This window comes from Klebsiella terrigena, from assembly GCF_006539725.1.
GTDB lineage: Bacteria > Pseudomonadota > Gammaproteobacteria > Enterobacterales > Enterobacteriaceae > Klebsiella > Klebsiella terrigena.
This window is the reverse complement of sequence record NZ_BJNO01000018.1, coordinates 15,335-36,767: the sequence shown is the minus strand read 5'-3', so window position 1 is coordinate 36,767 and position 21,433 is coordinate 15,335. Positions and strand designations below refer to the sequence as shown.

19 protein-coding genes are annotated in these 21,433 nt (G+C 57.4%); 10 read left to right on the top strand and 9 right to left on the bottom strand.

Annotated elements, in window-relative coordinates:
* Positions 1 to 52 precede the first annotated feature (52 nt).
* Both gss and RTE01_RS18580 read left to right on the top strand, forming a co-directional pair.
* Positions 53 to 1,924 (top strand): bifunctional glutathionylspermidine amidase/synthase, encoded by a 1,872-nt coding sequence (gene gss / locus RTE01_RS18585; RefSeq protein ID WP_134527781.1) that lies wholly within the window; start codon positions 53 to 55, stop codon positions 1,922 to 1,924.
* A gap of 131 nt (positions 1,925 to 2,055) precedes the next feature.
* On the top strand, positions 2,056 to 3,237 hold the full coding sequence (locus RTE01_RS18580; RefSeq protein ID WP_134527778.1) for an aminotransferase-like domain-containing protein: 1,182 nt from the start codon (positions 2,056 to 2,058) through the stop codon (positions 3,235 to 3,237).
* Positions 3,238 to 3,531: 294 nt separating this feature from the next.
* Here RTE01_RS18580 and RTE01_RS18575 read toward each other — a convergent pair whose 3' ends face one another.
* The 7 genes from RTE01_RS18575 to RTE01_RS18545 form a co-directional block, all read right to left on the bottom strand.
* Positions 3,532 to 3,720 (bottom strand): hypothetical protein, encoded by a 189-nt coding sequence (locus tag RTE01_RS18575; RefSeq protein WP_045856893.1) that lies wholly within the window; start codon positions 3,718 to 3,720, stop codon positions 3,532 to 3,534.
* A 208-nt stretch (positions 3,721 to 3,928) separates the two neighbouring features.
* Positions 3,929 to 4,264, bottom strand: coding sequence for a hypothetical protein (locus RTE01_RS18570; RefSeq protein ID WP_076946641.1), 336 nt, complete (start codon positions 4,262 to 4,264; stop codon positions 3,929 to 3,931).
* Positions 4,265 to 4,360: 96 nt separating this feature from the next.
* Complete coding sequence (locus RTE01_RS18565; protein WP_052474604.1) at positions 4,361 to 5,161, bottom strand: hypothetical protein; 801 nt, start codon at positions 5,159 to 5,161, stop codon at positions 4,361 to 4,363.
* Positions 5,162 to 5,283: 122 nt separating this feature from the next.
* Positions 5,284 to 6,816: a DHA2 family efflux MFS transporter permease subunit gene (locus RTE01_RS18560; protein WP_134527775.1), complete on the bottom strand. Its 1,533-nt coding sequence runs from the start codon at positions 6,814 to 6,816 to the stop codon at positions 5,284 to 5,286.
* 10 nt (positions 6,817 to 6,826) lie between these two features.
* The gene (locus RTE01_RS18555) at positions 6,827 to 7,843 is read right to left on the bottom strand and encodes an HlyD family secretion protein (RefSeq protein WP_076946643.1); all 1,017 of its coding nucleotides are present in this window, start codon (positions 7,841 to 7,843) and stop codon (positions 6,827 to 6,829) included.
* 365 nt (positions 7,844 to 8,208) lie between these two features.
* A complete protein-coding gene (locus RTE01_RS18550; RefSeq protein ID WP_041147248.1) occupies positions 8,209 to 9,591 on the bottom strand; it encodes an aspartate aminotransferase family protein in 1,383 nt (460 codons plus the stop codon).
* 48 nt (positions 9,592 to 9,639) lie between these two features.
* Positions 9,640 to 11,130 (bottom strand): aldehyde dehydrogenase, encoded by a 1,491-nt coding sequence (locus tag RTE01_RS18545; RefSeq protein ID WP_134527770.1) that lies wholly within the window; start codon positions 11,128 to 11,130, stop codon positions 9,640 to 9,642.
* Between the two features lie 530 nt (positions 11,131 to 11,660).
* On the opposite strand from RTE01_RS18545, the gene RTE01_RS18540 reads away from it, so the two are divergent.
* The 5 genes from RTE01_RS18540 to argE all read left to right on the top strand — a co-directional run bounded on the left by RTE01_RS18540 (position 11,661) and on the right by argE (position 16,479).
* Complete coding sequence (locus RTE01_RS18540; protein WP_133600927.1) at positions 11,661 to 12,590, top strand: LysR family transcriptional regulator; 930 nt, start codon at positions 11,661 to 11,663, stop codon at positions 12,588 to 12,590.
* Between the two features lie 344 nt (positions 12,591 to 12,934).
* Positions 12,935 to 14,200, top strand: coding sequence for a flavin-containing monooxygenase (locus tag RTE01_RS18535; protein ID WP_134527767.1), 1,266 nt, complete (start codon positions 12,935 to 12,937; stop codon positions 14,198 to 14,200).
* 28 nt (positions 14,201 to 14,228) lie between these two features.
* The gene (locus RTE01_RS18530; RefSeq protein ID WP_041147244.1) at positions 14,229 to 14,651 is read left to right on the top strand and encodes a RidA family protein; all 423 of its coding nucleotides are present in this window, start codon (positions 14,229 to 14,231) and stop codon (positions 14,649 to 14,651) included.
* 9 nt (positions 14,652 to 14,660) lie between these two features.
* On the top strand, positions 14,661 to 15,335 hold the full coding sequence (locus RTE01_RS18525; RefSeq protein WP_076946646.1) for a DUF1028 domain-containing protein: 675 nt from the start codon (positions 14,661 to 14,663) through the stop codon (positions 15,333 to 15,335).
* Positions 15,328 to 16,479 (top strand): acetylornithine deacetylase, encoded by a 1,152-nt coding sequence (gene argE / locus RTE01_RS18520; protein WP_134527764.1) that lies wholly within the window; start codon positions 15,328 to 15,330, stop codon positions 16,477 to 16,479. The genes RTE01_RS18525 and argE overlap by 8 nt, the downstream gene beginning before the upstream one ends.
* Positions 16,480 to 16,728: 249 nt before the next feature.
* On the opposite strand, the gene RTE01_RS18515 is transcribed toward argE, so the two are convergent.
* Positions 16,729 to 18,132: a purine-cytosine permease family protein gene (locus RTE01_RS18515; RefSeq protein WP_123551939.1), complete on the bottom strand. Its 1,404-nt coding sequence runs from the start codon at positions 18,130 to 18,132 to the stop codon at positions 16,729 to 16,731.
* Between the two features lie 737 nt (positions 18,133 to 18,869).
* Positions 18,870 to 19,472, bottom strand: a complete 603-nt coding sequence (locus tag RTE01_RS18510) for a short chain dehydrogenase (RefSeq protein ID WP_041147240.1) — start codon at positions 19,470 to 19,472, stop codon at positions 18,870 to 18,872.
* A 99-nt stretch (positions 19,473 to 19,571) separates the two neighbouring features.
* Here RTE01_RS18510 and RTE01_RS18505 point away from each other — a divergent pair, with 99 nt between their 5' ends.
* From RTE01_RS18505 to RTE01_RS18495, 3 genes are all read left to right on the top strand, one after another.
* Positions 19,572 to 20,462: a LysR substrate-binding domain-containing protein gene (locus RTE01_RS18505; protein ID WP_141335260.1), complete on the top strand. Its 891-nt coding sequence runs from the start codon at positions 19,572 to 19,574 to the stop codon at positions 20,460 to 20,462.
* 67 nt (positions 20,463 to 20,529) lie between these two features.
* Positions 20,530 to 20,979: a peptidoglycan-binding protein LysM gene (lysM, locus tag RTE01_RS18500; protein WP_041147238.1), complete on the top strand. Its 450-nt coding sequence runs from the start codon at positions 20,530 to 20,532 to the stop codon at positions 20,977 to 20,979.
* Positions 20,980 to 21,026: 47 nt separating this feature from the next.
* Entirely contained in the window at positions 21,027 to 21,422 is a 396-nt protein-coding gene (locus RTE01_RS18495; protein ID WP_134527760.1) for a YidB family protein, read from the top strand.
* The last annotated feature ends 11 nt before the right edge of the window (positions 21,423 to 21,433 follow it).

The window sequence follows — 21,433 nt, the reverse complement described above, 5'->3', positions numbered from 1 at the left end:
GGGAGTTTTGTTCCGCCAACTGCCCGGGCTGCATTAATTTGAGGTCAGGCTAATGAGCAAAGGATCGACAAGCAGTGATGCCCCTTTTGGTACATTGTTAGGCTACGCGCCGGGCGGCGTGGCAATCTATTCATCGAACTACAGCAGCTTAAATCCGCAAGATTATCCGGATGACGCCACGTTCCGCAGCTATATCAATAACGAGTATATGGGGCACAAATGGCAGTGCGTCGAGTTCGCGCGCCGCTTCCTGTTTCTCACCTACGGTTTCGTCTTCACCGACGTCGGCATGGCGTATGAAATCTTCTCTCTGCGCTTTCTGCGCGAAGTGGTTAACGACAATATTCTGCCGCTGCAGGCCTTTGCCAACGGCTCGCGTCGTCCGCCGATGGCCGGCTCCCTGCTGATCTGGCAGAAGGGCGGCGAGTTCAAGCATACCGGCCACGTGGCGGTGATTACGCAGCTGGTGGGCAATAAGGTCAGGATCGCCGAGCAAAACGTTATCCACACGCCGCTGCCGCAGGGCCAGCAGTGGACGCGGGAGCTCACCCTCGAGGTGCACAACGGCGTCTATACCCTCAAAGATACCTTCGCCGACACCGAGATCCTTGGCTGGATGATCCAGACCGCCGATACCGAGCACAGCCTGGCGCAGCCGGTGCTGCCGGGCGAAGCGCTGGCCATTCGCGGCGCCCGCCTGCCGAACAACGGACAGTTTCGCGGCAGGTGGCTGAACGAGAAAGACACGCTGCAGAAAGCCTACGTTGACGCCAACGGCCACTTTATTAACGCCGACCCTTACCAGTATTTCACCATTACCGAAAGCGCCGAGCAGGAGCTGATCAAAGCAACCAACGAGCTGCATTTGATGTACCTGCACGCCACCGATAAGGTGATGAAAGACGACGGCCTGCTGGCGCTGTTCGATATCCCCAAAATTCTCTGGCCGCGTCTGCGCCTCTCATGGCAGCGACGTCGCCATCATATGATCACCGGCCGCATGGATTTCTGCATGGACGAGCGCGGGCTGAAGGTCTATGAATACAACGCCGACTCCGCCTCCTGCCATACCGAAGGCGGGATGATCCTCGAGCAGTGGCTGAAGCAGGGCTACTACGGCAGCGGTCATAATCCGGCGGAAGATCTGCTTGATGAGCTGGCGGGCGCGTGGAAGCACAGCCGGGCGCGGCCTTTTGTGCACATCATGCAGGATAAGGATCTGGAGGAGAACTACCACGCGCTGTTTATCCAGCGTTCGCTCACCCAGGCCGGCTTCGAGAGCAAAATCCTCTTTGGCCTTGATGAGCTGCGCTGGGATGCCGCCGGGCAGCTGATTGACGGCGACGGGCGGCTGGTTAACTGCGTCTGGAAAACCTGGGCATGGGAAACCGCCATCGAGCAGGTGCGCGAGGTCAGCGCCGACGAGTACGCCGCCGTGCCGATCCGCACCGGCCATCCGCAAAACGAGGTGCGGCTGATTGACGTCCTGCTGCGCCCCGAGGTGCTGGTATTCGAACCGCTGTGGACGGTGATCCCCGGCAACAAGGCGATTCTGCCGGTGCTGTGGTCGCTGTTCCCGAACCATCGCTATTTGCTGGATACCGACTTTGTCGTCAACGACGAGCTGGCGAAAACCGGCTATGCGGTTAAGCCTATCTCCGGGCGCTGCGGCAACAATATCGACCTGATTGGCCCCGACGACGAGGTGCTGGATAAGACCAGCGGGCAGTTTGTCGATCGCAAAAATATTTACCAGCAGCTGTGGTGCCTGCCGAAAGTGGATGGTAAATACATTCAGGTATGCACCTTTACCGTTGGCGGTAACTACGGCGGCACCTGCCTGCGTGGCGATGATTCGCTGGTGGTCAAAAAAGAGAGCGATATTGAACCGTTAATTGTGCTGAAAGATAACGATAGACGATAGTTCCGCTGGCGCCGAATCGCAGGGGCCGTAAAATCCCCGGTAAGCATAGCGCTGCCGGGGATTTTGGGTAAAAATTGGTACTAAATAGTTAACAAACCACAACAACAAGACAGACAAAAAAGGAAAATAATATGCACGATCGGCGACTCGCCGTCCGCGCGGGTGAACTCAAGCCCTCCGCCGTCCGCGAACTTCTCAAGCACAGTAAACTCCCCGGCGTTATCTCACTGGGTGGTGGGATCCCGGCTCCGGAGCTGTTTGATACCGAAGGTCTGAATCTGGCGGTGCAGCAGGTGATGAGCGGGCGTTTCAACGATGCGTTCCAGTACGGATTGACCGAAGGCTATCCGCCGCTGCGTCAGGCCGTCAGCGAACTGTGTCAGGCGCGCGGCGTTGCCTGTCCGGCAAGCCATGTCTATATCACCTCCGGTTCGCAGCAGTCTTTGGATATCGTCGCGCGTACGCTGCTCGATCCGGGCGATGCGATCGTCGTCGAGCGCCCGACCTATCTGGCCGCGCTGCAGGTGTTCCAGCTGGCTCAGGCGAATATCCTCAGCGTCGATACCGATGACGACGGCATGCTGGTGGAACAGCTGGCGGATCTGCTGGAGACGACTAAGGTCAAGGCCGTGTACCTGGTGCCCACCTTCGGCAACCCGGGCGGAAAAACCCTCAGCGCCGATCGCCGCCGTCGGGTGGTTGAGCTGGCGAAGCAGCATGATTTCGTGATTATCGAAGACGATCCCTACGGCGAAATCAGCTTTACCGACGAAGTCCGCCGCCCGCTCTACCAGTACGCGCAGGAGCTCGGCTGTGAAGACCAGGTGGTCTACACCTCGACGTTCTCCAAGATCCTCGCCCCGGGCATGCGCATTGGCTGGATTGTGATGCCGGACTGGCTGGCGCAGCAGACGGTGATCGTCAAGCAGGCGGCGGATCTCCACACCAACATGCTGTCGCAGGTGATCACCGCGGAATACCTGGCGATGAACCGCCTGGAGAACCAGATAGCCCTGATCCGCGAAGACTATCGCAAGAAGTGCGTCGCGCTGGCCGATGCCCTTGAGAGCCAGCTTGGCGAGCATCTGGAGTTCAGCCGTCCCAAAGGCGGCATGTTCCTGTGGGCCCGTTTCCGCTATCCGTTCGATACCATGCAATGGATGAAAAAGACCCTCGAAAACGGCGTGGTCTACGTGCCGGGCGAAGCGTTCTATAACGACAATCCGGATACCCGCACGCTGCGCCTCTCCTACTCAACGGTGTCGGAAGCGGGTCTGCTGACCGCCGTCGAACGCCTGGCAAAGTCGCTGTAATTACCGCGCTTTCACTCCGCGTCGCGAGACGGCGCGGAGCCTTCACGCTTTCCCGCACAGCGGCGAGTGAGCAGATTGGCTGAAGTGGCGTAAAGGGTGCAGCAGGAACAGCCCGTAGCGCTTCACGATGAGCGCACACGGGCATGTAGAATAAGAGAGGGAGGAGCTGCGCGCCGGAGGTTAATCCTGCTCGCTGATGCGATCGTCAAGCCAGATCAGCATTAATGAAGAGAGAAAAGCAACTGCTGCTGTGCCAATAAATAGCAACATAAGAAATACCTCAGAGGTTTTTAATTATTTTTCTAATTTTACCGGTGAGTGGGTGTTTTTGTCGGAGATGGTGATTTTGGTGGCGTGCTGGGATGTCGCGAGGGTGAAAAAATCATCGGCATCAATATCAAAGTTAAGAACTATTTCCTTATATTTCCCGCAGTTAATTAATTCTTTGGCTTCTTTCATACTACCGGCTGTAATAGTAGGCATCGTTTTATCTCGTTTGAAAAACTGACAAGCAAAATAAAAGCTTGTGCGTATCAGATCAACTACTTTTTTATGACCGCGAGCAATATATGGTTTCTTTATAATTTAAAGAAGAAATCACTGGCGAAACGGGAATAGAAGGCAGGTCGCCAGCAACCACGACCTGCCCTGCGGGCCAAAAGGCGTACGCCATGGTCAGCTTGCGGCTGGCTTAATCCTGCTTCTTCTCGCCCATCAGCTGATAGCAGCGCTGCCGGTCTTCGCGGCTCGCGCGTTGCTCATCCGGGCTAAGCTGCTGCCACGTTTGCCGCATTTTTTCACCCAGAGCCGGAATGTAGCGGATCTTGTGCAGGGCATAATCCGAATTACCGCCTTCGACAACACTTTCCATATCGCGAAGGAATGCGCGGCTGTCGTGATGATCGATGAGGCAGAAAACCGAGCGATAGTAGGCTTCGTCTTCTTCAGAGTAGCGTGGCGTAAACCACCAGACGACCAGGGCTGCCAGCGCCAGGAGTGGAACAATAAAGCGTAGTTTCTTCAGCATGGGTGACTTGAGAGGGAGTACTGGAGGCGTAGTTTACCCGCTAAAGAAGCGGGATGTCATCCCGAAGGCGCCTTCCGCCTCCGGCTGATGGGGATATCAGAGCTGGTATTGCCAGGCCAGCAGGATGCGCTTATCGGCCTCATCAAGGTAGGTGTTGTTATCCTGAACGTACGTCAGCACCTTCACCGCGTTATGTTCGGTGAGGTTATAACCGAGGCCGAGACCACCGAAGTAGCCTTTATAGTTGTCGCCCGCGTCGCTTTTCGAACCATAAGAGCCGCCCAGGAAGCCGATCATCCGCAGATTCTGCGTCAGCGGTTTGAGGACAAAGGCGCCGAGATAGCCGCTGCTGCCGGAGATATTGGTTGATTCAAAACCATTTTCCGGCGACGGCATGCCGCTAAAATCGGACTGCGAGCAGGCCTTATGCTTATCGGCATTGCAGGCCATGCGATCGCCGGTGTTGTAGCTATAGCCGGCCATCGGGAATATCTGGAAGCCTGCGGGCTCAATACCAAAGAAGCTCAGCGGCACAAAGGTGCCGATGGAGTAGTTGGTCTGCGACGCGTCGCCGGGGTACTCATTTTTGCCGAAATTGAAGTTAAAGATCCCAATCGGAAACAGCCACGAACCGCCAACGCGCCATTCGGAAGCATCGCTGTTGATCCGCACGTTGATTTTCCGGGCCTGGTCCAAGGCCAGCGAACCGGAGAAGGCGAGGTTGCTGTCATCCATTGCATAGTTATCGGACCAGGCGATGCCGACCCTGGTGGTGACCCGGGTTGGGTCATCAGCCGATTTTTCGGCATTGGTTTTGACTTGTCCCGTTTGCGCCAGCAGCGCGCCGGGAAACAGGCCGATGCAGAGCGTCAAAAGGGGCAGGAGTGGTATGCGCATTCAGGGTATCCAGGGTAACGATTGTCATGTGAAAATAAAAATAACGCGCCACTGTACAGGCCGCCGCTCCTCGCCAGGAGGCGCTTTTTATTTATTTTTGTATTTCATCTGCGCCGCGATCTTTATTTGGCGGGATGCTTCACGGGTTTTGAAAATAGCAGCACCAGCGGCACTAAAATAAAGCACAGGAACATCATCAGGCGGAAGTCCTGATAATAGGCCAGCACCATCGCCTGGCGCGTGACCTCGCCGTTAATGGCCACGAGTCCGGGCAGGTGATGAATATTGTAAGCGCCCGCTTGCATATCGTGCTGCAGAGCCTTATTGAACGGATTAATAAAGCCGGAAAATAACATGTGGTTACGCTGGGACTGCTGCGCCAGATAGGTCGTCACCACCGAAATACCGATGCTGCTGCCGATATTGCGAATTAGAGAATAGAGCGCGGTGCCCTCGGTGCGATACTGCGGCTGCAGCGTGGAGAAGGTCAGCGTCGAAAGCGGCACGAAGGTTAATCCCATCCCCACGCCCTGCACCACGCCGGAGCTGACGATATCCCACGGGCTCATCCACATGGCGTAGCGCGTCATCATCCACAGCGAAGCCGCCATAATGACGATCCCCACGGTAATGACGTGGCGCATATCGACTTTGCCCGCCATTCGCCCGACCAGCATCATGCTGAACATGGTGCCAAAACCGCGCGGCGTCATCAGCAGGCCGACATCAATGACCGGATATCCCATCAGCCCCTGCAGCAGCGGCGGCATCAGCGCCATGGTCGCCAGCAGGATCGTCCCGACCACAAAACTGAACAGCAGGCCGACGACAAAGTTCTTATCGCGGAAAATCGCCGGGTCGATAAAGGGTTTTTTAATCGTAAAAATATGCACCACAAACAGATACAGCGTCAGCGCCGCCAGCACCGCTTCAGTGATTATCTCGCCGCTGGCAAACCACGCCTTTGACTCGCCGCGATCGAGGAAGAGCTGCAGGCTGCCGATGGCAACGCTGAGGAAAAAGAATCCCAGCAGATCGAACCGGCGGGTGCTATCGATCGGCGTTTCGGTGACGAAGGTGCTAATGCCCAGCCACGCGAGGACGCCGAAGGGAATATTGATATAGAACACCCAGCGCCAGCTGTAGTATTCGGTCAGCCAGCCGCCGAGGGCCGGGCCGAGGATCGGGCCAACCATAACCCCCATCCCCCACATTGCCATCGCGGAGCCCTGTTTCTCCGGCGGCCAGCTGTCTAACATGACCGATTGCGAGAGCGGCACCAGGCTGGCGCCAAAAATCCCCTGCAGCAGGCGAAAGAGCACAATCTGATTCAGCGACTGGGCGGCGCCGCACAGCATCGAGGCGACGGTGAAGCCGATGACCGAAATAACGAACAGACGTTTGCGGCCGATGCGGGCGGAGATAAAACCGGTCAGCGGCATGGCGATGGCCGCGGCGACGATATAGGAGGTGAGCACCCACGAGGTTTGATCCTGAGTGGCTCCCATCGCGCCCTGCATATGCGGCAGGGCAACGTTGGCAATCGTGGTATCCAGCGCCTGCATGATGGTCGCCAGCATCACCGAGAAGGTGATGAGCAGGCGGCGATCGACGGCGCTACTTTTACGCGGCGGAGCGAGGGTGGTATCAGACATAGTCACCTCGTTACGACGCACGGCCGGCGTCAGACCGGGTGTCAATTTTAATGGTGGCGCTCAGGCCCGCCCGCAGCTGCGGCTGCCGGGCATCGGTCTGCAGGTGAATACGTACCGGAATACGCTGGGTCACCTTCACCCAGTTACCGGTGGCATTTTCGGCGGGAATTACCGCATACTCCGCGCCGGTGGCCGGGCTGATGCTGCTGACCTTGCCGTGCCAGGTCACGCCCGGAGCGTAATCAACGCTGATCTCCGCCTGCTGGTTATTGCGAATATGGGTCAGATCTTTCTCGGTAAAATTGGCCTCGATATAGAGGTTGGCATCGGAGACCAAAAGCATCGCCGTGGTACCGTCCTGCACGTATTCGCCGGTTTGTAATACCCGGGTTATGGTGCCGGAGGCGGGAGCGTATTCATTAACGTGGCGCAGATTATTTTTGGCCGTATTGAGCTCAGCCAGCGCTTTCTTATAACGCGGGTGCTGCTGTAGCGGCATATTAATATCCCCGCCAAAGCTGTCGGCCACTTCCTGGAGCTGCTTCTTCAACATGTTGACCTCAAGGGCCATAAGCAGCGTTTTCTGATGCGCGCCGTCCAGATCGGAGGCCGAGACGTAGCCTGGCCCGTTCAGACGATGCAGGCGCGCCTCTTCACGGCGAGCGTACTCGTGCTGGCTTTGGGAAACCTGAATATTGGCCTGCTTGCTTTGATACTGCGACTTAATGGTTTTCAAATCGATGATCGTACTATTGAGATCCGATTCCGCTTCGGCAACGGCGAGCTGATAGGGCCTGGCATCGACGCTGAACAGAAGGTCGCCTTTATTCACGTGCTGGTTTTCTTTCACCAGCACCTTTACCACCCGACCCGCGACTTCGGCGCTGATATCGGTTTTATCGGCCTTCACGTAGGCATTATCCGTTTCAACGTAGTGACCGTTGGCAAAATAGCACCAGCCGCCCGCCGCCAGCCCCAGAGCGGGTACGACGAGCAGCAGCATTAAACGCAGCTTTTTAATATTCATATTGCGGGTCTCTTTATTATGGCGATATCGATAGCCGGGTCCGGTCGTCGCTCTTTGGCGCCGGGCGGGGATTCGATATTTCATGGCACAGCATAAATAGCGATACGTGCCGCTATATCTTGCAGAGAAGATCGATCGGCAATGAGTGAATGTCGCCAGAGGTGGTTGATGGAGTGAAATAATAGTTAGCAAGCTTATTATAAACTAAGCAGCACGTGCTATTTGCAGTTTAAAAATAAACCGCAGACGGGGTGTTGGTTTGTGCGGAAATTAGCGGGCGCGCGTTTTTGCGGGTTAATCGCTTTATTTATCGAGAGAAGGGCAGGCCCCCGGCGCCTGTGGCGGCGCGGGGGGAAGAGGATAATTTACAGCAGGCCGGCTTCCTTCGCCGTACGGTCGATAGCGCGTTTGGTCTTCTCGACCAGCTCATCCAGCTCGCTACGTCCGGCGATCAGCGCCGGCGCCATGATCATCCGCCCCAGGGTCGAGCGAATAATGACTCCCTCCTCAAAACCGATGGTTCGGCAGCGCCAGGCCAGCTCGTTCTCGTTGGCGAAGCGGCGGCGGGTGCTTTTATCTTCCGCGAACTGCAGGGCCGCGACGAGGCCGGTACCCTGAACTTCGCCGATCAGCGGGTGATTGTCGAATACCTCCCGCAGCGTTTTCTGCAGATACGGGCCGGTGTTGTCGCGCACGTTGGTGACGTGGTTTTCGTCACGCAGCGCTTTGAGGTTGGCGATCGCCACCGCGGCGGCAACGGGGTGGCCGGAGTAGGTCAGACCGTGGGCGAAGACGCCGCCTTTCTCAACCAGCACTTCCGCCATGCGCTTGCTCAGCACCAGGCCGCCCATCGGCACGTACCCGGAGGTCAGCCCTTTGGCGATGGACAGCGTATCCGGCTCGAAGCCGAAGTACTGATGCGCGAACCACTCGCCGGTTCGGCCAAAGCCGCCAATGACCTCATCGGCGCACAGCAGGACGTCGTACTTCCGGCAAATACGCTGGATCTCAGGCCAGTAGCTTTCCGGCGGGAAAATCATCCCGCCCGCGCCCTGGAACGGCTCGGCGATAAAACCGGCCACGTTTTCCGCGCCCAGCTCGAGTATTTTCTCCTCGAGCTGGCCGGCGCAGCGCAGGCCAAACTCGTGCGGCGTCAGGCTGCCGCCGTGCATGTACCAGTAGGGTTCGTCGATATGGGCCACGTCGGGGATCATGCCGCCCATGGTGTGCATCGCCTTCATCCCGCCCAGCGCGGTGGCGGCGAGGGTTGAGCCGTGATAGCCGTTCCAGCGGCCAATCATCACCTTCTTCTGCGGCTTGTCGAGGATCTGCCAGTAGCGGCGAACGGTGCGGATCAGCACTTCGTTCGATTCAGAACCCGAGTTGGTGTAAATCGCGTGGCTGTAGTGCGGCGGCAGCAGGCTGAACAGCAGCTCGGAGAGCTCGATCACCGTCGGGTGGGTGGTGTGGAAGAACATATTGTAATAGGGCAGTTTAGCGAACTGCGCCGCCGCCGCATCCGCCAGATCCTGGCGGCTGTAGCCAAGCTGGGTGCACCACAGGCCGGACATGCCGTCGAGGTATTTGTTGCCGTCGTTATCCCAAAGGTACAGACCTTCCCCGCGGACCATCACGCGAGGCCCCTCGGCGTTCAGCGCCTTCTGGTCGAGGAAGGCGTGGATATGGTGCGCGGCATCGGCGCTCTGGTAGTCCGGGGTGCTGCGCTGCGGGTTATTCGGGGTAGTCATCTTCTCTCTCCTGTAAGCGGAATCTAAAAATGCGAAAGCTGCCGGGTGCTAGCGAAACTGGAACCAGGTCGTTTTGAGGTTGGTAAATTTGTCAAAGGCGTGCAGCGACAGGTCGCGGCCAAAGCCAGACTGCTTATTGCCGCCAAACGGCACGCTGACGTCCAGCGCGTCGACGGTATTCACCGAAACTGTCCCGGCGTTAAGCATTCCGGCAACGCGATGGGCGCGGTGGAGATCGTCGGTCCACACCGAGGCGGCGAGGGCGTAGATGTGCTGATTGGCCAGGGTGATGGCCTGCTGCTCGTCGTCAAAAGGCATGACGGCAAGCACCGGGCCGAAAATCTCCTCCTGCCACAGGGAGGAGGCGGTATCTGCGGCTTCAATCAGCGTCGGTTCCACGTAGTTGGCGACGCCGTCAATCTCAATCTCATGACCGCCGAGGAGGACGCGGGCACCGGCGCGCTCGGCGGCGCGGATGGCGCTTATCACCTTTTGCGCATGCGCCGCGCTGACCATGGCGCCCATTTTGGCTGCAGGCTCGAAGGGGTGAGAGGGCGCCCACGCCTGCATTTTCTCCTGCAGCTTAGCGATAAATTCGGCGTAAATCGTCCGCTCGACCAGCAGGCGAGAGTTAGCCGAGCAGACCTCGCCCTGGTTGAAGCAGATGCCGAAAGCTGCTTTTTCGGCGGCCAGATCGAGATCCTTGCAGTCGGCGAAGATGATATTGGCGCTTTTGCCGCCGCACTCCAGCCAGACCTGCTTCAGATTGGACTGCGCGGAGTAGGCCATAAAGGCTTTGCCGACGGCGGTAGAGCCGGTGAAGGTGATGGTATCGACGTCGTTATGCAGGCCTAAGGCGCTGCCGGCTTCGGTCCCCAGGCCGGTGACGACGTTCAGCACGCCCGCCGGGAGGCCCGCCTCAAGCGCCAGCTCCGCCAGACGCAACGCCGAAAACGGCGAGTTCTCCGAAGGTTTAAGGATCACGCTATTACCGGCCGCCAGCGCCGGGCCGAGCTTCCACGAGGCGAGGTCGAGCGGGAAGTTCCACGGCACGATGGCCGCCACGACGCCAATCGCTTCGCGGGTGATGGTGGCGAGAGAGCCTTTCCTGGCGGGGGCCACCTCGTCGTAAATCTTATCCACGCTTTCGGCGTACCACGAGAAAACGTGCGCCGCGCCGGGAACGTCGACGTTTAGCGCATCGTTGACCGGTTTACCCATGCTGACGCTCTCCAGCAGCGCCAGCTCTTCACGATGCGCGAGGATCAGCTCCGACAGCCGCAGCAGAACGGCCTTGCGCTCCTGCGCGGAGATCCCTGACCAGATGCCTGAGTCAAAGGCCTTACGGGAGGACTGGACGGCGACAGCAATATCTTCTGCCTGCAGCGCCGTGACCTCGGCGAGCAGCGCGTTGGAGGCGGGATTGATAACCGGGAAAACGCGGCGGCTTTGGGCGACGTAGGGCTGGCCATCGACGATGGCATGGCTGATAAAGCGCTGCGCCTGCAGCCTGCTGTGCCAAAAGTTTCTGTCGGTCATAAGCCTCTCCGTTATCGTGTTGCGTAATTGTTATTTATTTGTTGCCGTTAATTCATGATGCCGGAGGGGGAAGAAGTGAGAAAGGACTAAAAATCTAGGTAACCTCCATAAAAAACTTTGTTAGCCTGGTCGGGAGCCGCCGGCGCGCGGATCCTGCCGATGACGCTTTGCGTGATGTGGCTCAAAGGAATTCGCCATCTGAGATTTTAATGATCTGTAATTTAACGGATTTTATTTTCTCGGTGGGATTTTAGCGCCGGATGGTGATGGCGTTTCTGACAAGTTTTAATGTTGTCAGATGGAGCGGTAAGGAACTAAAAAAATATAACCGGACTTTTTTAGCCGCCGCCATAAAGCCGCTGCCCCGTGACGGCGTCGCCGTTTTCTTTACGCCTTCATGTTAATTTTCTGTAAAAATCTGACCGATGTCGGATTGTTGATCTTTATTTGTCGGCGGGGTTGCGCCCGAGGGGGAGCATCGTTTAATCCTATTCAGCTTATCTCTTTGCCTACAAAAAATAAGGTATCTCATGCCCCATTTCACCCTGAAACAGCTCAAATACTTTGTTGCCGTTGTCGAAGCGGAGAGCATTGCCGAAGCCTCCCGACAGCTCCATATCGCGCAGCCCTCTATCTCCATCGCGGTGAAAACCCTGGAAGATATGTTTGAGCAGCAGTTTTTTATTCGCCACCATGCGCAGGGGGTTTCCATGACCTCCAGCGGGCAACGCTTCTATGAGAAAGCGAAGGAGCTGCTCCGCCTCTCGTACCAGTTCGAGCAAAACTCGAGGGCGGATAATGAGCTGGTGTCGGGGATTGTTTCTATCGGCTGTTTCGAGACCGCGGCGCCGCTCTACCTGCCGTCGCTCATCGCCGGGTTTAAGACCATTTATCCGGATATCACCATTAAAATTTACGATGGCGAGCAGCATGAAATAGCCCATGGCCTGCACCGCGGTCGCTTTGACCTGGCGTTTATGTACGATCTCGAGCTGGACGTCTCGATTCAGACCGAGAGCCTGAACGCGCCGCAAAAGCCCTACGCGCTGCTGCCGGCAAATCATCCGCTGGCGCAGCGGGCGTCGGTCAAGCTGTCGGAGCTGAGCCACCTGCCGATGGTGCTGCTGGACGTTGTCCCCAGCCGTAACTATTTCATCAGTATTTTCAAAGATAAAGGCTATAACCCTCAGGTGGCCTACAGCTCGCCGTCGATTGAGATGGTGCGCTGCATGGTCGGCCAGGGGCTGGGCTTTTCGGTTCTGGTGACCCGCCCGGTTTCTGATATCACCTACGACGGGCAGCAGGTGCGCTGCGTCGAAATTCAGGATGAGATGGCCAACTCGACGCTGGTGATGGCCCATCTGCGCAGCAGCGAGCCCACTAACCCCGCCAAACTGTTTATGGAATATTGCCGCAACGCGGTGCTCAGCCCGCCGGAGCAGGTGGCGAGGGTGGCCTGACCGGGGTTTTATTCAGCTCAGTGGCCCGCGCCCGCGCGGGTCTTTTTATATTTGGCGGCATATTTTCTGAATATAAAAAAACGATACTCTACATATATTTTTTATATCCTCTCGGGTTGCCTCCCGCCGCGTTGCTAAATAAGCGCTAAGCACAAAATTATCCGGCGAATATTTTCCGCTAAAACCCGCTTTACCTTGTAGATTCAAGGTGCTGCACTCTGCATCACTATTTTATTCTCAGGTTCTAAATTTATAATAATTTACCTGTTTGTTACTGTTTATTAACCTCGGTCCTGCGCAGTGGTTTATTCCTGGCGATTGAACTCCATTCGAAGGACACATTTATGACCGTAGAAAAAACACAAATTGATACGCTGATTGTTGGCGGGGGTCAGGCCGGTATTGCCATGAGTGAGCATCTGACCCAGTTGGGGATCTCGCATCTGGTTATCGAGAAAAACCGTATTGCTGAGGCCTGGCGTACCGGGCGCTGGGATTCGCTGGTGGCGAACGGCCCGGCGTGGCACGACCGCTTCCCGGGAATGGAGTTTAAAGGCGGCCAGCCGGATAGCTTTATTCCCAAGGACGATGTGGCGCAGTACTTTGAAGATTACGTCAGGAAATTCTCCCTGCCGGTGCGGACCGGCGTGGAGGTAAAAAGCGCGGTTCGCAACAGCGGACGTCCCGGATTTACCGTTGAAACCACGGATGGGGTGATCGAAGCGCAGCGCATCGTTGCCGCGACCGGGCCGTTCCAGAAGCCGGTTATTCCGCCGATTGCGCCGAAAGAGGGCGACATTCATCAGATCCATTCCGCCAAATACTACAACCCTGAGCAGCTGCCCGCCGGCGCGGTGCTGGTGGTTGGCGCCGGCTCCTCCGGCGTGCAGATTGCCGATGAGCTCCAGCGCGCGGGTCGCCAGGTCTATCTCTCCGTTGGCGCCCACGACCGGCCGCCGCGCGCCTACCGCAACCGGGATTTCTGCTGGTGGCTGGGGGTGCTGGGCCTGTGGGATGCTCCCGCCAGCGAGCCGGGGAAAGAGCACGTTACCATCGCGGTGAGCGGCGCCCACGGCGGGCGGACGGTGGATTTTCGCGAGCTGGCGCAGCGCGGCATCACCCTGGTCGGGCTGACGAAGGCGTTTGCATCCGGCGTCGCGACCTTCCAGCCGGATCTGTGCGACAACATCCGCCGCGGCGATGAAAACTACCTCTCGCTGCTGGACGCCGCTGACGCCTACGTTGCGGCCAACGGCCTCGATTTGCCGCCGGAGCCCGCGGCGCGTGAATTCTTAGCCGACCCTGAGTGCATGACGTCGCCGATCCTCTCTCTGGACCTGGCGCAGGCCGGCGTGACGAGCATCATCTGGGCGACCGGCTACGCCGTGGACTACGGCTGGCTCAACGTTAACGCCTTTAACGCGCAGAATCGCCCTCAGCACCAGCGCGGTGTCTCCAGCGAGCCGGGGGTCTATTTCCTCGGCCTGCCGTGGCTGTCACGCCGGGGTTCGACCTTTATCTGGGGCGTTTGGCACGACGCGAAGCACATCGCCGACCATATCGCGACCCAGCGGAAATACAGCCAGTACCGGGATGCCGGTCAGCGCTGAACTGTAGCTCTTAATCAGGATAACAATGATGCCGACACATACCCGTATTCGCATGTTTAATACCAAAGAGACCTATCCCAATCAGACCCTGGACAACGATTTATGCCAGGCCGTACGCGCCGGTAATACCGTCTACGTGCGCGGCCAGGTGGGCACGGATTTTGAAGGCAATCTGGTGGGGCTGGGCGACCCGCAGGCTCAGGCCGAGCAGGCGATGAAAAACGTCAAGCAGCTGCTGGAGGAGGCCGGAAGCGATCTTTCGCATATTGTGAAAACCACCACCTATATTATCGACCCGCGCTATCGCGAGCCGGTCTATCAGGAAGTTGGCAAGTGGCTGAAGGGCGTGTTTCCCATCTCCACCGGGCTGGTTATCTCAGGCCTGGCGCAGCCGCAGTGGCTGATGGAAATTGACGTGATCGCCGTGATCCCCGATGGCTATGTGAAATAAGGAGCCGCCATGACCTTTTCTATCGCGGCATTCTGCCCGGAAACCGGGCAGTTTGGCATCGCCATAAGCTCCTCCAGCATTGCCGTTGGCGCCCGCTGCCCGTGGCTGCAGGCGGGAGTCGGCGCGGTCTCCAGCCAGAATATTACCCTGCCTGCCCTCGGCCAGCTGACGCTCTCGCAGCTGGAGCAGGGGCTGGCGCCGGAAAAGGCGCTGCGTAAGGCGCTGGCGGAGGATGATTTCAGCCGCTATCGGCAGATTATCGCCATCAACGCCAGCGGGGAAACGGCCTCGTTTAGCGGCGATAAAACCCTCGGCATCTATCACGTTGCCGAAGGGGTAAACTGTATCGCCGGCGGCAATATGCTCGCCAGCACTGCGGTGGTTGAGGCGATGGTTGCCGAATTCCAGCAGGCCGAAGGGGAGATGGCGATGCGCCTGCTGGCCGCTCTCCAGGCGGGGCTGGCCCTCGGCGGCGAGGCCGGGCCGGTGCACTCTGCGGCGGTAAAAGTCGTGGATGATTACTCCTGGCCGCTGGTTGACCTGCGGGTTGACTGGCACGAACAGGATCCGATTGGCGAGCTTACCGCGCTGTGGCTGGCGTATGAGCCGCAGATGCAGGCCTATATTACGCGCGCGCTCGACCCGCGGGAGGCCCCCAGTTACGGAGTACCGGGTGATGAATAGTGACCTGAAACGGATCCTCGCGACGCTGCTGGCATTCGACACCACCAGCCGCGAATCTAATCTGCAGCTGATTAACTATATCGATGAATATCTCTGCGGTTTTGGCATTGCCACGCGGCTTTTCTTTGATGAGGAAGGCAAAAAAGCCAACCTCTACGCCCGCTTTGGCCCGCAGGGGCCGGGGGGCGTGATGCTCTCGGGCCACACCGACGTGGTCCCGGTTGACGGGCAGCGCTGGACGGTGCCTCCGTTTGAACTCACCCTGCGCGACGACCTCTGCTACGGCCGCGGCAGCACCGATATGAAAGGCTTTATCGCCTGCGTGCTGGCCGCCGTTCCCGACTTTCTCTCCCAACCTTTACGCATGCCGCTGCATCTGGCCTTTTCCTACGATGAGGAGGTCGGCTGCCTTGGCGTACGCAGCCTGGTGGACCATCTTAAAGCCTCAAAGGACAAACCGGCGCTGTGCATCATCGGCGAGCCTACGGAAATGCGTCCGGTCTACGGCCATAAGGGCAAGCTGGCCATGCGCTGTACGGTGCAGGGCAAGGCCTGCCACTCGGCCTACGCGCCCCACGGCGTCAACGCCATCGAGTATGCGGCAAAGCTGATTACCCGTTTAGGTACGCTCGGCGAAACGCTGGCGCAGACCCGGGATAGCCGCTTTGACCCGCCTTACAGCACGCTGCAGGTTGGGGTGATTCACGGCGGGGCGGCGCTCAATATCGTGCCGGAAAGCTGCCAGTTTGATTTTGAAATTCGCCATCTGCCGGAGGTCTCGCTCGAGCCGACCCTCGCCGAGCTGCACGGCTACGCCGCAGGCGAGCTGCTGACGTCGATGCGGGCGGTGGCGCCGCAGGCGGATATTACCTTTAGCCCGCTCAGCCGCTATCCTGGCCTGCTCAGCGACCCGCAGTCGGAGTTTGCCGGCTGGCTGGCGCAGTGGGCGCAAAGCGAGGCGTTTTCCACCGTGGCCTTCGGTACCGAGGGTGGCCTGTTCGATGAAGCCGGCGTAGCCACGCTGATCTGCGGGCCCGGAAGTATGGATCAAGGCCATAAGGCTGATGAGTTTATTGCCCTCGCTCAGCTGGAGAAGTGCCTGACGATGCTGGGTAATCTGCGCCGCTGGATGGCGCTGGCTTAACCTTTACGCGCCGGCATTAAGGCGCGTTTTTCTCTCTCTCCCCCGACCGTTCCTTTCCCGCCTTCCCCCTGTTCCTGCGCTGCACCGCGCCCTGCTTCGTCGCCGTCCAGAGATAAAAAAACTCCGGATGGTTTATCCGGAGTCAGCAATGCGTACTGATATTCCCGTCATCCCTCAAGCCGCATGGCCGGCGCCTTCACCGGGCGCCTGCCTGAAGCTCGACTTATTTAGGGGAAAGAAAGCGAAGCGCTAAACTTTCTCTTTCACCAGGGCGATACTCTTCACCGCCTTGGCTTTAGAGAGGGTGTAATAGACCGGTGAGACCACCAGCAGACCAATAATCCATGATAAATCCGCCCCGCCAAATGCGGTTGCAATCGGGCCGGTATAAATCGCCGTCGACATAAACGGCACCTCAACTAATATCCCCAACAAATAGCAGAAGATGGCGGTAGCATTAAAGTAGCCATATATTCCGCCGTCGCGCTTAAAGAAGGAGTCGACATCATATTCGCCGTGCGCAACCAGGTAATAATCCACCAGGTTAATTGCCGTCCACGGCACCAGGACATACAGCAGGACGGTAATAAAGTTGGTATAGATTAACAGGAAGTTTTCCTGACCGTAGATCGCCAGCGCTATTTCAAGGAGCATGGTGAGGATCGCGGTAATTATCCTTGCGCGGGCCATCGGCGACCAGCCGTCAATAAAGGTCTGGCCCAGGGTCAGCGTACAGAGCACGCCGCAGTACAGCATCATCGAGTTTGTGGCGGCAATCCCCAGCGCCAGCACCACGATAACCACCGCGCCGAAGCCGCCGGTGAGGTCAATAATGCCTTGAATAATATCATCATTGCCAATGCTGGTTGCCACCAGCACCCCGAGAACCATCGGCAGATAAGAGCCTAATATGCAGCCAAAGTAGCTGGCGTAAAAGACGCTTTTGTCGTTGGTGCTGTAAGGCATATAGCGTGAGTAGTCAGAGACATAGGGCGCGTAGGCCAGCTGCCACAGTGCGGCAATCGAGACCGCGCCGAGGAACCCAACCTTGTTGAAACCGCCGCGATCGAGAAAATCGACCGGCAGCCCGTGGACAAAGACGATCCACACAAAGGTTGCGGCCAGCACAATCCCGGATATCCACGACATAATTCTGGCGTAGGAGTGGATGATCTTATAGCCAAAAATAGTGGCAAACAGACTCAGGGCGCCGACGATAATAATCCCTACGTCGGAGTTCATCGGCTTATAGATGGCGTGCATGGACTGCCCGCCTAATACCAGACTGGAGGCGGTAAAGCCGATATACATTAATACGACAATGGACACCACCAGCACCGAACCATAGGAGCCAAACTGGCCCTTGGTTTGCACCATTTGCGGCACGCCGAGCTTTGGACCCTGTGCGGAATGCAGGGCCATGAACAGCCCGCCGACCAGACTACCGATAAACAGCGCAACGACAGACCAGAAAAAAGAGAGATGGAAAATAGTGACCGACATCGCTCCGGTGATAACGGTTAATAGCATGATGTTAGAGCCAAACCAGATGGTAAACAGATCGCCAGGTTTGCCGTGTCGCATATTAAGAGGGATAGGTCTGATGGTATTGCTTTCGAGATTTTCAACGTTGACAGGTTGATGTTTAGTCATGGTGCTCTCTCATCACTGTGGGTCTATACCGTGAATAATTCAGGCAACAGCAGGCCGCTAGCTGAGCGGACGCAGCCAACAGCGAAGTCGCCTGAAGCATCATGGGTATAAATCAGCGTTAGATTGATATTTCAATGAGGAGTACAGCTAATCTACTCATCATAACATTTCGTTTACTATTCTCACAATCTCGTATCATTTTGGAAATTATTAAAAATGTCGAACGTCGATATAAAAAAAGTGCTTTACCCGGGACCCTGGGCCTGATTGTGGTTAACGGTCGGCCATCGCCCGCTTGTTTTTAGACGTTTATGCTGCGACTCTGCTTTTTTTATATTTAACAATCTGGGCGGCTAATTTAAGCCAGATAATTCTGCGAGCAGACGGATGCGGCGTGGAATGATTGAGGGTCTGCAATAAAAGCAAAGGCATATTTATTGTAGGGAATATAGAAGCCGCTTTAATTCGCCAGATAATGACGATAAGTCCGAAAGATATTTAATCTAATCTGAGATAAATCATGGGATTGACCGTCGCTGCTGGCAGCGGTCGTCTGCGGCGCGTAAATTAAATATGCGAGGTTGTTCACAATAAAATTCATTTATTAAGAGTGTGCGATGGATCAATATTTAAAACACGTGGCGCTGGCGCTGAGCAGATGAATGGCGAAGAAATAGCCTTTGCAGAGATAAATAATAACCCGCCAGCGTGGCGGGTTATTAGCGACGGGCGGATTATCAGTAGCCGACGGTGTATATCCGACCGCTCTGGACGCCCTCCACGCTGCGGCGGTACGCCTGGGCCACCGTGGCGGCCGGGACGCTGATAAAGCCCGGGAAGAACCCGTCATAGGCGGCGGCTGATTCGGTCAGCACCGTGGGGCTGATCAGGTTGATGCGGATCCCGCGCGGCAGCTCGCAGGCAGCGGCGCGGACGAAGCCCTCGAGGCCGGCGTTCACCGTCGTGGCGTTAACGCCCTGGGCAATCGGCTCATGCGCCACGATGCCGCTGATAAGGGTGATGGAGCCGCCGTCGTTCAAATAGTGCTGGCCGGTGAGCGCCAGGCGGATTTGCCCCAGCAGCTTGTCCTGAAGGCCCTGGTTGAAATTGTCGTCGGTCATGGTGGCCAGCGGGCCAAAGAACAGGCTTCCGCTCGCCGAGACAATCGCATCAACCCGGCCAATTTTTTCAAACAGCGCCTGGACGCTTTGCTGAGAGGTGATATCAACCTGATGGTCGCCCTGAGACCGACCGACGCGAATAACTTCATGCTGACGACTGAGCTCTGCGGTGACCGCGCGGCCTACGGTACCGCTGGCACCAATAACGACGATTTTCATGGCTGACTCCTGATAAGTTGTGAGCCTCTATTCTTTAATGAAATGGATATCGGATAAACTGGCAAAAAGTTAGATGATTACTAACCAGAGGTTCGCAATATGGATAAGCTGCGCGGAATGGAAACGTTTATCGCCGTGGTGGAGCACGGCAGTTTTACCGAGGCGGCATCGCACCTGGAGATGTCGGCGGTGATGGTGGGCAAATATATCGCCCTCATCGAACGCCAGCTGGCGACGCGCCTGCTGGAGCGCAACACCCGCCGCCAGAGCCTCACCGACGCCGGGCGAGTCTACTATGAAGAGGCGAAACGCGTTCTGGAGCAGGTCTCAATCGCCGAAAGCTCGGTGGAGCGACTGCGGCTGGCGCCCGCAGGGACGCTGCGCATCAGCGCGCCGACCTCATTTGGCGCCTGCGTTATGGCGCCGCTGATCGCCACCTTCTTACAGCAGTGGCCGGACGTGCGCGTGGAGCTCGACCTGACCAACCGGCTGGTCGATCTGGTGGATGAAGGGTTCGATCTGGCTGTCCGCATTGGCGATATTCACCAAACCGACCTGGTGGCGAAATATCTCTGCGCCTACCGGATGGTGATTTGCGCCGCCCCTGCCTATCTCAGTCGCCACGGCACGCCGCTTACGCCGGCCGACCTTGCCGGCCATCTCTGCCTCTCCCATACGGTGTGGACCGCGCGCAACGAGTGGAAGCTGCCGGGCGTCACGCAAGAGGTGCGCTGGCGGCGCGATGCTGTCCTCCGCTGCAACGACGGCTACGGCCTGAGGATGGCGGCCATCGCCGGAGCCGGCCTGCTGCTGCAGCCGGAAGTGCTGCTGGGGGAGGATCTTGCCAGCGGAAAACTGGTCCGCGTACTTGAGGCCTATACCCCCGAACCGCGCCCGGTTCATCTGCTCTGGCGTCAGGATCTTCGCCCGTTGCCGAAGCTGACCCGGTTTGTCGAGCACGTGCTGACCGAGGTCGGGCGCCATTTATGAACTATTATTATCGGGTCTGGTCTGATGAACGTTCTTCATAGATCACTTCTGCTAAAAGGAGATTGGTATGAGTTTATTGAGTTTTGTGAAAGAAGCGGGCGAGAAAATCTGGGATGCCGTTTCGGGCGGAGACAAAGAGAGCCAGGCCGATAAGCTGAAAAAGCATATCGATGGGCTTAATCTCCCTGGCGCGGATAAGGTCAGCATCACCGTGGCTGAAGACGGCACCGCGACGGTCACCGGCGACGTCGGCTCGCAGGAAGATAAGGAAAAAATTATGGTGGCGGTGGGTAACGTCACCGGCATTGCCCAGGTCAGCGACAACGTAAGCGTCACGCAGAGCGGCGCCGAGAGCCGCTACTACACCGTGAAATCCGGCGACACGCTAAGCGCTATTTCTAAAACCGTGTACGGATCGGCGAATGACTATCAGCGGATCTTTGAAGCCAACAAGCCGATGTTAAAGCATCCCGACAAGATCTATCCGGGACAGGTGCTGATTATCCCGAATAAGTAAGGCGGGAAAATCGGCGTTATGCACGCTCTATTGATACGGAGTCGGTAATGGGACTACTTGATCAAATTGGCGGTATGCTCGGCGGCCAGGCCGGTAAAGCCGAGCAGCTGCAGGCCATCATGGCCTGGATCCAGCAGCAGGGTGGCGTCCAGGGGATCCTCGAAAAATTCCGCAGCGGCGGCCTGGGTGAGATCGTTGAATCCTGGATCGGCCAGCAGGGCAATATTCCGGTTTCCAGTGACCAGGTCACCTCGGTGTTCGGATCGTCCGCGCTGCAGGATCTCGGGTCCAGGCTCGGGATCGACCCGCAGACCGCCTCGTCGCTTATCTCCGAGTATCTGCCGAAAATTGTCGATGGCTTATCTCCGCAGGGCGAGGCGCCTGCGCAGCAGGATCTGCTGTCTGAAGGCATGAACCTGCTTAAAGGCAAGCTGTTTAGCTGAGCGCATCGTGC

What these genes read in the sequence shown, in the direction of transcription:
- gss (WP_134527781.1), top strand. Translation starts at nt 53, where the DNA reads ATGAGCAAAGGATCGACAAGCAGTGATGCCCCTTTTGGTACATTGTTA.
- RTE01_RS18580 (WP_134527778.1), top strand. Translation starts at nt 2,056, where the DNA reads ATGCACGATCGGCGACTCGCCGTCCGCGCGGGTGAACTCAAGCCCTCC.
- RTE01_RS18575 (WP_045856893.1), bottom strand. Translation starts at nt 3,720, where the DNA reads ATGCCTACTATTACAGCCGGTAGTATGAAAGAAGCCAAAGAATTAATT.
- RTE01_RS18570 (WP_076946641.1), bottom strand. Translation starts at nt 4,264, where the DNA reads ATGCTGAAGAAACTACGCTTTATTGTTCCACTCCTGGCGCTGGCAGCC.
- RTE01_RS18565 (WP_052474604.1), bottom strand. Translation starts at nt 5,161, where the DNA reads ATGCGCATACCACTCCTGCCCCTTTTGACGCTCTGCATCGGCCTGTTT.
- RTE01_RS18560 (WP_134527775.1), bottom strand. Translation starts at nt 6,816, where the DNA reads ATGTCTGATACCACCCTCGCTCCGCCGCGTAAAAGTAGCGCCGTCGAT.
- RTE01_RS18555 (WP_076946643.1), bottom strand. Translation starts at nt 7,843, where the DNA reads ATGAATATTAAAAAGCTGCGTTTAATGCTGCTGCTCGTCGTACCCGCT.
- RTE01_RS18550 (WP_041147248.1), bottom strand. Translation starts at nt 9,591, where the DNA reads ATGACTACCCCGAATAACCCGCAGCGCAGCACCCCGGACTACCAGAGC.
- RTE01_RS18545 (WP_134527770.1), bottom strand. Translation starts at nt 11,130, where the DNA reads ATGACCGACAGAAACTTTTGGCACAGCAGGCTGCAGGCGCAGCGCTTT.
- RTE01_RS18540 (WP_133600927.1), top strand. Translation starts at nt 11,661, where the DNA reads ATGCCCCATTTCACCCTGAAACAGCTCAAATACTTTGTTGCCGTTGTC.
- RTE01_RS18535 (WP_134527767.1), top strand. Translation starts at nt 12,935, where the DNA reads ATGACCGTAGAAAAAACACAAATTGATACGCTGATTGTTGGCGGGGGT.
- RTE01_RS18530 (WP_041147244.1), top strand. Translation starts at nt 14,229, where the DNA reads ATGCCGACACATACCCGTATTCGCATGTTTAATACCAAAGAGACCTAT.
- RTE01_RS18525 (WP_076946646.1), top strand. Translation starts at nt 14,661, where the DNA reads ATGACCTTTTCTATCGCGGCATTCTGCCCGGAAACCGGGCAGTTTGGC.
- argE (WP_134527764.1), top strand. Translation starts at nt 15,328, where the DNA reads ATGAATAGTGACCTGAAACGGATCCTCGCGACGCTGCTGGCATTCGAC.
- RTE01_RS18515 (WP_123551939.1), bottom strand. Translation starts at nt 18,132, where the DNA reads ATGACTAAACATCAACCTGTCAACGTTGAAAATCTCGAAAGCAATACC.
- RTE01_RS18510 (WP_041147240.1), bottom strand. Translation starts at nt 19,472, where the DNA reads ATGAAAATCGTCGTTATTGGTGCCAGCGGTACCGTAGGCCGCGCGGTC.
- RTE01_RS18505 (WP_141335260.1), top strand. Translation starts at nt 19,572, where the DNA reads ATGGATAAGCTGCGCGGAATGGAAACGTTTATCGCCGTGGTGGAGCAC.
- lysM (WP_041147238.1), top strand. Translation starts at nt 20,530, where the DNA reads ATGAGTTTATTGAGTTTTGTGAAAGAAGCGGGCGAGAAAATCTGGGAT.
- RTE01_RS18495 (WP_134527760.1), top strand. Translation starts at nt 21,027, where the DNA reads ATGGGACTACTTGATCAAATTGGCGGTATGCTCGGCGGCCAGGCCGGT.